Below are 13,771 nucleotides of genomic sequence, written 5' to 3' on the forward strand. Positions count from 1 at the left end.
CCCGGCCGTACCCCCGCCGCGCAGGGTTCACCTGCGCGACGGCTGCCCGGAAGCTCATCCGGACTCGGGAGCGCCCTTGGTGTACGAGAGCCGCTCGACGGCACCCGATTCGAACTTCTCTTCGATCTTCTTGCCGTTCACGAAGAGCTCGATCGGGCCGGCGTTGCCGAGGATCAGATCGACGCGCTCGTCGTCCTGGAAGGTCTTGGACTCTCCCTTGAGGAGGAGCCCGTCGAAGAGCAGCTTGCCGTCGCTCGCCTTGGCCGAGATCCAGCTCTTGTCGTCGATCGCGGTCAGCTTGACCGTGACCTTGTCCTTCGGGACCGCCGCGATGGCGCTGCCCGTGGGGACCGGCTTCGGGGTCTTGGTCGGCTTCGTGGTGGGGGTGGTGGTCTTCTTGTCGGGGGCCGGGCCCTCCGCCACCGCGCCGGTGCTCGTCGTGTCGTTCCCGTTGAACATCGTGAAGCCGACGAATCCGACGACGGCGACGATCGCGGCCACCATGGCGGCGGTCCAGTTCGGGCGACGCGGCTCGGGGCGGATGCGTTCCGCCTCGAAGAGGGGCGCGGCGGGGGTCGGAGCGGGCCGGCCGCCGTGGTCGGCGTCGTACTGCTCGACGAGCGGCGCGGGATCGAGTCCCACGGCGCGCGCGAGCGTACGAATGTGACCGCGGGCGTAGACGTCGCCGCCGCAGCGCGTGAAGTCGTCCTCCTCGATCGCGTGAACGATCGGGATGCGGACGCGCGTGGAGGCACTGACCTCGTCGACGGTGAGACCGGCGGCGATCCGGGCCTGCTGGAGAGCACGACCGATCGAATCCCGGTCGTCTGCCGGGAAGTTCCGGTCGTCTTCGGGGGATTCGGGGGAGTTGCCGATGGACACGAGAGCGCCTTTCGAGCGTGTAACCACCTGCTGGATGTTCAGTCTATGGGTGGTACGAAAGGGTGGGGCAACCGGGCGGACGCAGTTTGTACGCCATGAGGCTGGGACATCGTTCTGTCCCTCCCTCCAACTTGACGTACGCCCAAGGGAAACGGTTGCCCAAGTTCCCTTACGAGTGAGTCTCGGCCAGGTCTCGATACGGCCCGGCCGGCCCGTGGATCAGGCGTGGGACTCCCCCGCGGACCGTGCCCGGGGCATCCGCCGAACGGCTCAGGACGGCCGTCGGCTCACTCCGCGGACTCCCCGCGGATGACGGCCAGTACCCCGTCCAGCTCATCCGGCTTGACGAGCACGTCGCGCGCCTTGGACCCCTCGCTCGGCCCGACGATGTTCCGCGACTCCATCAGGTCCATCAGCCGGCCGGCCTTGGCGAAGCCGACGCGCAGCTTGCGCTGGAGCATCGAGGTCGAGCCGAACTGGGTGGAGACGACCAGTTCGGCCGCCTGGCACAGCAGGTCCAGGTCGTCGCCGATCTCCTCGTCGATCTCCTTCTTCTGCTTGGTCCCGACGGTGACGTCGTCCCGGAAGACCGGCGCCATCTGATCCTTGCAGTGCCGCACGACGGCCGCGACCTCGGCCTCGGTGACGAAGGCGCCCTGCATCCGGACGGGCTTGTTCGCACCCATCGGCAGGAACAGACCGTCACCCTTTCCGATGAGCTTCTCGGCTCCGGGCTGGTCGAGGATGACCCGGCTGTCGGCGAGCGAGGAGGTGGCGAACGCGAGCCGCGAGGGCACGTTCGCCTTGATCAGACCGGTGACGACGTCCACCGAGGGCCGCTGGGTGGCGAGCACCAGATGGATGCCGGCGGCTCGCGCCAACTGGGTGATGCGGACGATGGCGTCCTCGACGTCCCGGGGCGCGACCATCATCAGGTCGGCCAGCTCGTCCACGATGACCAGCAGGTACGGGTAGGGCTTGAGCTCCCGCTCGCTGCCCTCGGGCAGCTTGACCTTGCCGTCGCGGATGGCCTCGTTGAAGTCGTCGATGTGCCGGAAGCCGAAGGCGGCCAGGTCGTCGTAGCGCAGGTCCATCTCGCGCACGACCCACTGCAGGGCCTCGGCGGCCCGCTTGGGGTTGGTGATGATCGGCGTGATCAGGTGCGGGATGCCCTCGTACGCGGTGAGCTCGACCCGCTTGGGGTCGACGAGCACCATCCGGACGTCCTCGGGGGTCGCTCTTATCATGATCGACGTGATCAGGCAGTTGATGCACGAGGACTTTCCGGAGCCGGTGGCACCGGCCACGAGGACGTGCGGCATCTTCGCCAGATTGGCCATCTCGTAGCCGCCCTCGACGTTCTTGCCGAGTGCGACCAGCATCGGATGGTCGTCCTCCGCGGCAGCGGCGAGCCGTAGCACGTCGCCGAGGTTCACCATCTCCCGATCGGAGTTCGGGATCTCGATGCCGACCGCGGACTTGCCCGGGATCGGCGAGATGATCCGCACGTCCGGGGAGGCCACGGCGTACGCGATGTTCTTCGTCAGCGCCGTGATCTTCTCGACCTTCACGGCCGGGCCGAGCTCGACCTCGTACCGCGTGACCGTCGGCCCGCGCGTGAATCCGGTGACGGCGGCGTCGACCTTGAACTCGGCGAAGACGTTGGAGAGCGAGTCCACCACGGCGTCGTTCGCCGCGCTGCGCGTCTTGCCCGGACCACCGCGCTCCAGCAGGTCGAGCGAGGGCAGGGCGTACGTGATGTCGCCGGAGAGCTGCAGCTGCTCCGCTCGGGGCGGCAGTTCGGTGTGTTCGGGCGCCGGCTTGGTCAGGTCCGGTACGGCTCCGGTCACCCGCCCGGCCTTCTCCCCGCGGGCGGTCGGCACCGGGGCCGCGGGAGGCGCGTCGGCGGCCTCGGCGGCGGCCTGGGCCAGCGCGGCGGCCCGCTCGGCGGTGACGTCCCGGGTCAGGTCGGCGACCAGAGGGGACGGCGGCATGCCGTTGAGCACGGCGCCGTCCAGGGCGGCCGCCGCGGCGGCGGCGACGTCCACCGCGTCCATCGGACGGTCGAAGGCGGGCTGCGCCGAGGGGCCGCGCGGGCGGCCGCGCCGGGTGAGCGCATCCTCCTCCGCCCGGTCGACGTCGTACACCTCGGCCGTGCCAGGCGTACCGCGCCGGGAGCGCCTGGGCCGGGGAGCGTCCTCGCGCCAGTCCTCCTCGTACGGCGCCTCGGCCGCCTCCGGCGCCTCAGCGGGCTCGACGAGACCGAGCCGGGCGCCGAGCGCGCGCAGCCGCTGCGGGATCGCGTTGACCGGGGTCGCGGTGACGACGAGGAGCCCGAAGACCGTGAGGAGGACCAGCAGGGGTACGGCCAGGACCTCGCCCATCATGAAGACGAGCGGCTTGGACGCGGCCCAGCCGATCAGCCCGCCGGCGTCCTGTATGGCCTCCGTGCCCTCTCCCCGCCCCGGGGAGCCGCAGGCGATGTGGACCTGCCCCAGCACACCGAGCACGAGGGCGGACAGCCCGATCACGATCCGCCCGTTGGCCTCGGGCTTCTCCGGATAGAGGATCAGCCGGATGCCGATCGCGCCGACCAGCAGGGGCACGAGCAGGTCGAGGCGGCCGAAGGCACCGGTGACGAGCATCTCGACGAGGTCGCCGACCGGGCCACGCAGGTTGGACCAGGTCCCGGCCGCGACGATCAGCGCGATGCCGAGCAGCAGCAGCGCCAGACCGTCCTTGCGGTGCGCCGGGTCGAGACCCTTCGCTCCGCGTCCTATGCCCCGGAACATCGCCCCCACCGCGTGCGCCAGGCCGAGCCACAGTCCACGGGCGAGCCGGTAGACGCCCCCGGTCGGGGACGGAGCGGGTTTGGGGGCCGCCTTCTTCACCGCGGCCTTCTTGGCGGGCGCGCGCTTCGCGGGGGCGGCCTTCTTCGCCGCGGTCTTCTTCGCGGGCGGTTTGGCAGGGGACTTCGCGGGCGCCGCTTTCTTCGCGGCGCCGGTCGTACGGCCGGCGCGCGGCTTCGCGGTGCCCGCCGCGCCCTGGGAACCCTTGCCGGACGTACGTGAGGCCATGATGCTGAGGTTACCGGTGTGAGCGGCGGGGGACACGTGTGCGTCCGGGCTCACCCGTTCGTGTCGTGCTTGCCCGGGCGCGAAACTGACGCCCGCTCATCACACGCACGGAACGACTGATGACGCGTCAGCTCTGCGAGGGAAGGACGGGCGGTCCGCCGGCGCCCGGCTCCAGGGCGTCGAGCGCCCGTCGCAAGCCGGTGAGCTTGCGCTCCAGATGCGCGGCGGTGGCGACCGCCGCGGCGTCGGCGGAGTCGTCGTCGAGCTGCTTGGACAGCGCTTCGGCCTGCTCCTCGACCGCCGCGAGACGGGCGGAGAGTTCGGCGAGCAGCCCTGCCGACTCCTTGGCGTGACCGCCGTGACCGCCGCCGCCCTCGAGCTGGAGGCGGAGCAGCGCGGCCTGCTCACGCAGCTGACAGTTCTTCATGTACAGCTCGACGAAGACCGAGACCTTGGCGCGCAGCACCCACGGGTCGAACGGCTTGGAGATGTAGTCGACCGCGCCCGCGGCGTAGCCCCGGAAGGTGTGGTGCGGGCCGTGGTTGATCGCGGTGAGGAAGATGATCGGGATGTCCCGGGTCCGCTCGCGCCGCTTGATGTGCGCGGCGGTCTCGAATCCATCCATTCCGGGCATCTGGACATCCAGGAGAATGACCGCGAAGTCGTCGGTCAGCAGCGCCTTGAGCGCTTCCTCCCCGGACGATGCCCGCACCAGCGTCTGATCGAGCGCGGAGAGAATGGCCTCCAGCGCCAGCAGATTCTCCGGCCGGTCATCGACCAGGAGGATCTTGGCCTTCTGCACCATGCCCCGTCCTCCTCGCCCCGGCAACGGCTCTCCCCGACTCTCCGAGCCGGGGGAAGCACCGGGCGCCGCCCCAGAAGACGACTCCCATGCGCCGTCCGTCCTTGTGCCGGTCATGGTAGCCGCACCCCGCCTGTCGCCACACCCTGTCACCGCGATGTCACTGTGCACGTAGCAGAAACGCGGCGAGAGACCAGAAGGTTCCCCGAATACCGCGCCCTCACACGCCCTCGGCGACAGTCCGTCAACAACCCCCGGTTCCGTTTCCTCGCATCCACTCTTCCATCACGGACAGCAGGTGATCGGGGTCGACGGGCTTGGTGACGTAGTCGGACGCACCCGACTCGATCGCCTTCTCCCGGTCGCCCTTCATCGCCTTCGCCGTGAGCGCGATGATCGGCAGCCCCGCGAACTGCGGCATCCGCCGGATCGCGGTCGTCGTCGCATACCCGTCCATCTCCGGCATCATGATGTCCATCAGCACGACCGTCACATCGTCGTGCTGTTCCAGGACCTCGATGCCCTCGCGGCCGTTCTCCGCGTACAGCACCGCCAGACCGTGCTGTTCCAGGACGCTGGTGAGCGCGAAGACGTTGCGGATGTCGTCGTCGACGATCAGCACCTTCTCCCCGCCGAAGGAGTACGTGCGGCGCGGCTCGGACTCCGCCCGCTCCTCGGCCGCCGACTGCTCGGCCTGGCCGACCCGGCCGGGCTGGCCCGGCAGCGCGGGCCGCGCCTCCGCCCCGGCGGGCGCCGCCTTGCGCCGGTGCCGGAACAGCGGCCCCGCTCCGGAACGCAGGTCCGCCGCCATCGGTCCGGGCGCGTAGGGCCCGCTCTGCTCCCCCGCACCGTCCTCCAGGCCCGTCTGCCCGTCGGCCGACGGATCCTGCCCGTACCCGTGCGCGGGCAGCTCGCTCGGGCTCAGCGGCAGATAGAGCGTGAACGTCGAGCCGCGTCCCGGCTCGCTCGCCGCGTAGATCTCGCCGCCCAGCAGCCGCGCGATCTCACGGCTGATGGAGAGCCCCAGACCCGTACCGCCGTACTTGCGGCTGGTCGTCCCGTCGGCCTGCTTGAACGCCTCGAAGATCACCCGCATCTTGCCGGCCGCGATCCCGATGCCGGTGTCCGTCACCGAGAAGGCGATCAGCTCGGCCTCCGGGTCGCGCAGCGAACCCGCCTCCAGCAGCTGCTCACGGATCGACTGCGGCACGTCCGTACCGGCCGGCCGGATCACCAGCTCCACCGCTCCCGTGTCGGTGAACTTCACCGCGTTGGACAGCAGGTTGCGCAGCACCTGGAGGAGCCGCTGCTCGTCGGTGTGGAGCGTGGCGGGCAGTTCGGGCGAGACCCGCACCGAGAAGTCGAGTCCCTTCTCCGCGGTGAGCGGGCGGAACGTCGCCTCGACGTAGTCGACGAGCTGCACCAGCGCGATACGCGTCGGGGAGACGTCCATCTTCCCCGCCTCGACCTTCGACAGGTCGAGGATGTCGTTGATCAGCTGGAGCAGGTCGGAACCGGCGCCGTGGATGGTCTCGGCGAACTCGACCTGCTTGGGCGAGAGATTGTGCTCCGCGTTGTCGGCGAGCAGCTTGGCCAGGATCAGCAGCGAGTTGAGCGGCGTCCGCAGCTCGTGCGACATGTTCGCCAGGAACTCCGACTTGTACCGCATGGAGACCGCGAGCTGCTCGGCCCGCTCCTCCAGCACCTGCCGCGCCTCCTCGATCTCGGTGTTCTTCACCTCGATGTCCCGGTTCTGCCGGGCGAGCAGCTCCGCCTTCTCCTCCAGCTCCGCGTTGGAACCCTGCAGCTCCTTCTGCCGGTGCTCCAACTCGGCCGACCGCTCCCGCAGCTGCTCGGTCAGCTCCTGCGACTGCTTCAGCAGCACCTCGGTCTTGGTGTTGACGCTGATGGTGTTGACGGTCGTCGCGATCAGCTCGGCGAGCTGGTTGAGGAAGTCCCGCTGGATCTGGGTGAACGGCTGGAACGAGGCCAGCTCGATCACGCCGAGGACCTTCCCCTCGAAGAGGACGGGAAGCACGATCACATGCGCGGGGGCCGCCTCACCGAGCCCGGAGGAGATCTTCAGATAACCCGGCGGCACATTGACCTGGATCGTCCGCTTCTCCTCGGCCGCCGTCCCGATGAGCGTCTCGCCGGGACGGAAGGACGTGGGCATGGACCCGGCGGAGTACCCGTAACTGCCCCGCATCCGAAGCTCGTACGAGCCCTCGCCCTGCCCGCCGAGCTCGGCGCTGGCCGTCGAGGAGCCGGTCTGCAGCGCCACGAAGAACGCGCCGTGCTGGGCCGAGACCACCGGGGTCAGCTCGCTCATGATGAGCGAGGCGACGTCGTCCAGATCCCGCCGGCCCTGCATCAGACCGGAGATCCGCGCCAGGTTGCCCTTCAGCCAGTCCTGCTCCTCGTTGGCGAGGGTGGTGTCGCGCAGGTTGGCGATCATGGTGTTGATGTTGTCCTGGAGGGCCTGGATCTCGCCCGCCGCGTCCACCCCGTCGATCTTCAGGTTCAGGTCGCCCCGGGTCACCGCGGTGGCGACGGCCGCGATGGCGCGCACCTGCCGGGTCAGGTTCCCGGCCATCTCGTTCACGGACTCGGTCAGGTCCCGCCAGGTGCCGTCGACGTCACGCACCCGGGCCTGACCGCCCAGCTGCCCGTCCGTACCCACCTCGCGGGCCACACGCGTGACCTCCTCGGCGAAGTTGGACAGCTGGTCGACCATCGTGTTGATGGTGTTCTTCAGCTCCTGGATCTCACCCCGCGCGTCGATGTCGATCTTCTTGGTGAGATCGCCCTTGGCGATGGCGGTGGTGACCGTCGCGATCTGCCGCACCTGACCGGTCAGGTTCGACGCCATCGAGTTCACCGACTCGGTCAGGTCCTTCCAGGTTCCCGAGACGCCCGGAACCCTCGCCTGGCCGCCCAGTTCGCCTTCCGTACCCACCTCACGGGCGACTCGCGTCACCTCGTCCGCGAACGACGACAGCGTGGTCACCATCGTGTTGACGGTGTCGGCGAGCTCCGCGACCTCGCCGCGCGCCTCGACCGTCACCTTCTTGGTCAGATCGCCGTTGGCGACGGCCGCGGAGACCCGGGAGATGTTCCGCACCTGGCTGGTCAGGTTGTTGGCCATCAGGTTGACGTTGTCGCTCAGGTCCTTCCAGGTGCCGGTCACCCCGCGCACCCGCGCCTGACCGCCCAGGATGCCTTCCGTGCCCACCTCACGGGCGACTCGCGTCACCTCGTCCGCGAAGTTGGACAGCTGGTCGACCATCGTGTTGACGGTCGTCACCAGCTCCAGGATCTCGCCCTTGGCGTCGACGGTGATCTTCTTCGACAGATCGCCCTTGGCGACCGCCGTCGTGACCTCGGCGATGTTGCGCACCTGCGACGTCAGGTTGTTCGCCATGAAGTTCACGGACTGCGTGAGGTCCTTCCAGGTGCCGGAGACCCCCTGCACCTCGGCCTGACCGCCCAGGATGCCCTCCGTACCCACCTCACGGGCCACCCGCGTCACCTGCTCCGCGAAGCTGGAGAGCTGGTCGACCATGGTGTTGAGGGTGTTCTTCAGCTCCAGGATCTCGCCGCGCGCGTCCACGTCGATCTTCTGCGACAGATCACCACGCGCCACCGCCGTGGCGACCTGCGCGATGTTGCGGACCTGGGCGGTGAGGTTCCCGGCCATGCCGTTCACCGAGTCGGTGAGATCGCGCCACACGCCGGCGACGCCCGGCACCTGCGCCTGACCGCCCAGCCGGCCGTCCGTACCCACCTCACGGGCCACCCTGGTCACCTGCTCCGCGAAGGCGGACAGCTGGTCGACCATCGTGTTGATGGTGTTCTTCAGCTCCAGGATCTCGCCGCGCGCGTCCACGTCGATCTTCTGCGACAGATCACCACGCGCCACCGCCGTCGTCACCTGGGCGATCTGCCGCACCTGGGACGTCAGATTGCCGGCCATGAAGTTGACGGAGTCGGTGAGTTCCTTCCAGGTGCCGGAGACCCCGTCGACACGGGCCTGACCACCGAGGCGGCCCTCCGTGCCCACGTCCCTCGCCATCCGCGTCACCTGGTCGGCGAAGGAGGACAGCTGCGACACCATCGTGTTGACGGTGTTCTTCAGCTCCAGCATCTCGCCCGCGACGTCGACGGTGACCTTCTGCGACAGGTCACCGTTGGCGACCGCCGTCGTCACCTGCGCGATGTCCCGCACCTGACCCGTCAGGTTGCGGAAGGCGGTGTTCACCGAGTCGGTGAGGTCCTTCCACGTACCCGCCGCACCCGGAACCTGCGCCTGACCGCCGAGCAGACCCTCGACACCGACCTCACGCGCGACCCGGGTCACCTCGGAACCGAACGCCGACAGCTGGTCCACCATCGTGTTGACGGTGTTCTTCAGCTCCAGCATCTCGCCCGCGACATCGACGGTGACCTTCTGCGACAGGTCACCGTTGGCGACCGCCGTCGTCACCTGCGCGATGTCCCGCACCTGCGTCGTGATGTTCCGGAAGACCGTGTTCACCGAGTCGGTGAGGTCCTTCCACGTACCCGCCGCACCCGGAACCTGCGCCTGACCACCCAGCAGACCCTGCGCGCCGACCTCACCCGAGACACGGGTCACCTCGTCGGCGAACGTCCGCAGCGTCTCGGTCATCTGGTTGATCGTGTCCGCGAGTTGCGCGACCTCGCCGCGCGCGCTCACCGTGACCTTCTGCGACAGGTCGCCGTTGGCGACCGCGGTGGTCACCTCGGCGATACCCCTCACCTGATTGGTGAGATTTCCCGCCATCGTGTTGACGGAATCGGTCAGGTCCTTCCAGACGCCGGCGACACCGTCCACCTCCGCCTGACCGCCCAGCTCGCCCTCGGTACCCACCTCACGCGCGACACGGGTCACCTCGGACGAGAACGAGGACAGCTGGTCCACCATCGTGTTGACGGTGTTCTTCAGCTCCAGCATCTCGCCGGCCACGTGCGCCGTGACCTTCCGGGACAGATCGCCCTTGGCCACCGCCGTCGTCACGAGAGCGATATCACGTACCTGCGCCGTCAGCCGGTACGCCATCGTGTTGACCGAATCCGTGAGGTCCTTCCACGAACCGGACATACCTCGCACCTGGGCCTGACCGCCCAGCTTGCCCTCGGTACCGACCTCGAGTGCGACCCTTGTCACTTCGTCGGTGAACGCCGACAGCTGGTCGACCAGGTTGTTCACGGTCCGCGCGACCTTCAGGAACTCCCCGCGCAGCGGCCGAGCGGCCCCGTCGGGCCCGTCCGAACGCAGGTCCATCCGCTGGTCCAGGTCACCCTCGGCCACCGCCGAGAGCACCCGCCCCACCTCGGAGACCGGTCGCGTCATGTCGTCGACCAGCGCGTTAGCGGCCTCGATGGCCGCCGCCCAGGCGCCCTCGCTGGCCCCCGCCTCCAGACGCTCCGACAACTTGCCCTCGCGCCCGACCATGCGCCGGACCCGCGACAACTCGCCGGTCAGATGCATCTGCCGGTCGGCGACCTCGTTGAACACGGCGCAGATCTCCGCCATGACCCCGTCGCCGGACACGGTCAGCCGCTTGCGCAGATTTCCGTCCCGCATCGAGACCAGGGCGCCCAGCAGCCGCTCCATGGCCGCCGCGTCGACCTGCACCGTCCCACCGCTCCGGGACCGTCCGCCCTTCGCCCGCGTGCCGCTGCCGCTGCTGCTGCCGCCGCGCCGCGCCGCCGTGCCAGACTCCACCGTGTCCCTCCCGAAGGGGTTGACCGTTCTGCCCGGGCCGTCACCACAAGCCTGCCCAGTGTTTCACCACGGCCGAACCAGGCGATAACAGTTCGGCGACTTCGCATAGCGTCCCCACCCTCGGGGGACGGAAACAGTGGTGACCGGCATCCGGTCGGACAGCGAAGGTAAGTAACCTGGCATCCGGCTGTCCAACCGCCCCGGTCCGCCCGGCGGGGGTGGGGTGGCGCGAAGACGACCACCGGGCAGCGGGAGGGGCAGACCGACCATGGCGGAGCCGGGCGTCGAGAGGCGTACGAGGAGTTCAGTGATCACCGCGCGGGCGGCTGCCACCTTCGACCCCGTCGGGCGGTCCGTCGCGACCGCCCGCGCCTTCGTACGGGACACCCTCCAGGGCTGGGGGTACGCCGAGATCGTCGACGACGCCGTCGTCCTCACCAGCGAGCTCGTCACCAACGCCGTGATCCACGCGGGCACCACGGCCGACGTCCTGTGCCTGCGCAGCGACGACGGCGTCCGCGTCGAAGTCGCCGACCGCTACCCCGAGCGCGAGATCCCCCTCCAGAGCGGCCGCACCCTCGCCCACCCCGACCGGGAGAACGGCAGGGGCCTGCTCCTGTGCGCCGCGCTCGCCACCCGCTGGGGCGTCGAGTACACCCCCACGCACAAGCACGTCTGGTTCCAACTCGACCTGCCCGAGCGCGCGATCGGCACCCGCTCCGCCGGCCCCGTCCTCCCCGACGCGCTCCTCCCCGTCGCCGACACCCGCGTCCGCGTCGCCGTCGCCCAGATCGACCGCGGCGGCGCCATCACCTCCTGGAACGAGGACGCCGAGGAACTCTTCGGCTACGGCTCCGAGCAGGTCACCGGCAAGCCCCTCGGCGACCTCGCCGCCTGGCCGCACACCCCCGGCATCGGCACCGGTCTCGTCGAGGCCCTCCGACTCTCCCGCTGGGAAGGCAGCTACGGCATCCGCTGCGCCGACGGCCGCGTCATCCCCGTGTACGCCTCCCACCTCCGCGTCCGCGACGCCGAAGGCGAGCCGTCCACGGTATGCCTCCTCGTACGGGAGTACGAGCGAGCGGTCCTCCAGACCCCGCAGCGCCCCGCGGTCTCCGACCCGGGCGCCGAGAGCCGCTCCGCGGACCCCTTCGAGGTCTTCATCGGCTCCCCCGCCCCGGACGACCTCGACGGTCTCCTCCAGCGCACGGTGGAGCGCGCCCGCGACATGCTCGACGGCGACTCCGCCTTCCTCCTGCTCGCCACGGACGACGAGACCGAGCTGGAGGTACGGGCGACCACCGGACTCCCGTCCGCCCGCCAGCGGTTCGCCCGCGTCCCCGTCGAGACCGGCGCCAGCCGTTACGGCTCCGCCCGGATGCCGGCCGTCCACGAGGACCTGGCCGCCGTCCCCGGCGCGGTCCCGCTCCTCGAAGGCACCGGGATGCGCTCGGTCGTCACGGTCCCGCTCAAGGTCGAGGGCCGCCTGACGGGTTCCCTCGGCGTGGCCGCCGAGGGCCCGAACCGCTACTCCAACGAGGAGGCCCTGCGCCTCCAGTTCGCGGCCGACCGCATCGCCCTGGCCGTGGAATCGGCCCGCCTCGGCGAGCTCGAACGGCTCCGCCGAGGCTCTCTCAGCTTCCTCGTGGAAGCCTCCGACCTCCTGGCCGGCACCCTCGACCGCGACCAGACCCTGGCCCTGATGGCCCAGATGACGGTCCCCACCCTGGCGACCTGGTGCGCCGTCTACACGATCGCCGACCAGGTCTCGGAGCCGTACCTCTCCTATGTCCTGCACGAGGACGAGGACCGCATCGACGGTCTGAAGGCCCTGCTGTCGTCGGTCGCCCCGCCCGATCCGGTGCCCACCCCGGGCGCCCGCGTCTGGACCGCCCCCGCCGACGCCGCCCACCGGGCGGCGCTCTCCACCTCGCTCCGCGAACTGGGCCAGGGCAGCGGCCCCTTGTCCTCCGGCATCGACACCACGCTGGCCACCGCGGCCGCCGTCGGCGGCGAGACCGTGGTCCTGCCGCTCGTCGCCCGGAACCGCGTCATCGGCATGCTCACCCTCGGCAAGCCCTCCGACGACCACTTCCGCCAGGAGATCCTGGAACTGGCGGAGGACCTCTCTCGCCGAGCGGCCCTGGCCCTCGACAACGCCCGCCTCTATTCGGAGCGCATGGCGATCAGTCAGTCCCTCCAGCGCAGCCTGCTGCCGCCCGGCCTCCCTCAGATCCCCGGTGTCGAGGTCGAGGTCATCTACCGGGCCGCCGGCGAGGGCAACGAGGTCGGCGGAGACTTCTACGACCTCTTCCCGATCCGCGACAACGCCTACGGCTTCGCCATCGGCGACGTCTGCGGTACGGGCCCGGAGGCCGCGGCCGTCACGGGCCTCGCCCGTCACGCCCTGCGCCTGCTGGCCCGCGAGGGCTTCGGCGGCCCGGCGGTCCTGGAACGCCTCAACGCCGCGATCCTCGACGAGGGCGCCCGCAGCCGCTTCCTGACTCTCCTGTACGGCGAGCTGTGGCCGCAGGAGGACGGCTCGGCCATCCTCAAGGTCGTCTGCGCCGGCCACCCGCTGCCGCTCCGCCTCCGCCAGGACGGCACGGTCGTCCCCGCGGCGGATCCCCAGCCGCTCCTGGGCGTCCTGGACGACCTGGAGCTGTACGAGCAGACCATCACGCTCGACCCGGGCGATGTCCTGCTCTGTGTCACCGACGGCGTCACGGAGCGCCGCGAGGGCACCCGGATGCTCGGCGACGACGGCCTGATCGAGGTCCTCAGGTCCTGTACGGGCCTCACGGCCGGAGCGGTCGCCGCCCGCGTTCTGCGAGCGGTGGAGCGCTTCGCCCAGGAGCCCGCCTCCGACGACATGGCCATCCTGGCGATGCGTATCCCTGAGCCCTTCGACGGCGACTGACGACGAGAACGCGGACCGCTCTCAGCCCTCCTCCGCACCCATGTCGGCGGAGGGCGCGCAGTGCCGCTCCCGGCGCGCTGCTCAGGCCAGATCGCAGCGCCCCGGAGCCGGCCATGCCCGACAAAACAAAGAAGGCCCCCGCCATGAGGCGGGGGCCTTCTTTAAGTGGAGCCCTTTAACGGAATCGAACCGTTGACCTTCTCCTTACCATGGAGACGCTCTACCGACTGAGCTAAAAGGGCGGGAGTTCGGCGGCGTCCTACTCTCCCACAGGGTCCCCCCTGCAGTACCATCGGCGCTGAAAGGCTTAGCTTCCGGGTTCGGAATGTAACCGGGCGTTT

Annotated in this window: 5 protein-coding genes, 1 tRNA gene and 1 rRNA gene; 1 reads left to right on the top strand and 6 read right to left on the bottom strand. The window is 69.9% G+C overall.

Going from position 1 to position 13,771, the window contains the following annotated elements:
• Nucleotides 1-54: 54 nt before the first annotated feature.
• From AB0D99_RS29215 to AB0D99_RS29230, 4 genes are all read right to left on the bottom strand, one after another.
• Nucleotides 55-882, bottom strand: a complete 828-nt coding sequence (locus tag AB0D99_RS29215; RefSeq protein WP_362368724.1) for a helix-turn-helix domain-containing protein — start codon at nt 880-882, stop codon at nt 55-57.
• 287 nt (nt 883-1,169) lie between these two features.
• The gene (locus AB0D99_RS29220) at nt 1,170-3,959 is read right to left on the bottom strand and encodes a DNA translocase FtsK (RefSeq protein WP_362368726.1); all 2,790 of its coding nucleotides are present in this window, start codon (nt 3,957-3,959) and stop codon (nt 1,170-1,172) included.
• Nucleotides 3,960-4,086: 127 nt separating this feature from the next.
• Nucleotides 4,087-4,764 carry a response regulator gene (locus AB0D99_RS29225; protein WP_362368729.1) on the bottom strand — a complete coding sequence of 226 codons (678 nt, stop codon included), beginning with the start codon at nt 4,762-4,764 and terminating at the stop codon, nt 4,087-4,089.
• Between the two features lie 241 nt (nt 4,765-5,005).
• The gene (locus tag AB0D99_RS29230) at nt 5,006-10,399 is read right to left on the bottom strand and encodes a HAMP domain-containing protein (RefSeq protein ID WP_362368740.1); all 5,394 of its coding nucleotides are present in this window, start codon (nt 10,397-10,399) and stop codon (nt 5,006-5,008) included.
• A 379-nt stretch (nt 10,400-10,778) separates the two neighbouring features.
• On the opposite strand from AB0D99_RS29230, the gene AB0D99_RS29235 reads away from it, so the two are divergent.
• On the top strand, nt 10,779-13,430 hold the full coding sequence (locus AB0D99_RS29235) for a SpoIIE family protein phosphatase (protein ID WP_362368732.1): 2,652 nt from the start codon (nt 10,779-10,781) through the stop codon (nt 13,428-13,430).
• A gap of 166 nt (nt 13,431-13,596) precedes the next feature.
• On the opposite strand, the gene AB0D99_RS29240 is transcribed toward AB0D99_RS29235, so the two are convergent.
• Nucleotides 13,597-13,672: transfer RNA gene (locus AB0D99_RS29240), tRNA-Thr, on the bottom strand.
• A 4-nt stretch (nt 13,673-13,676) separates the two neighbouring features.
• Nucleotides 13,677-13,771: ribosomal RNA gene (rrf, locus tag AB0D99_RS29245) — 5S ribosomal RNA — on the bottom strand; the annotation flags it as partial.

Origin of the sequence: Streptomyces sp. NPDC047971 (assembly GCF_040653355.1) — a bacterium.
Lineage (GTDB): Bacteria > Actinomycetota > Actinomycetes > Streptomycetales > Streptomycetaceae > Streptomyces.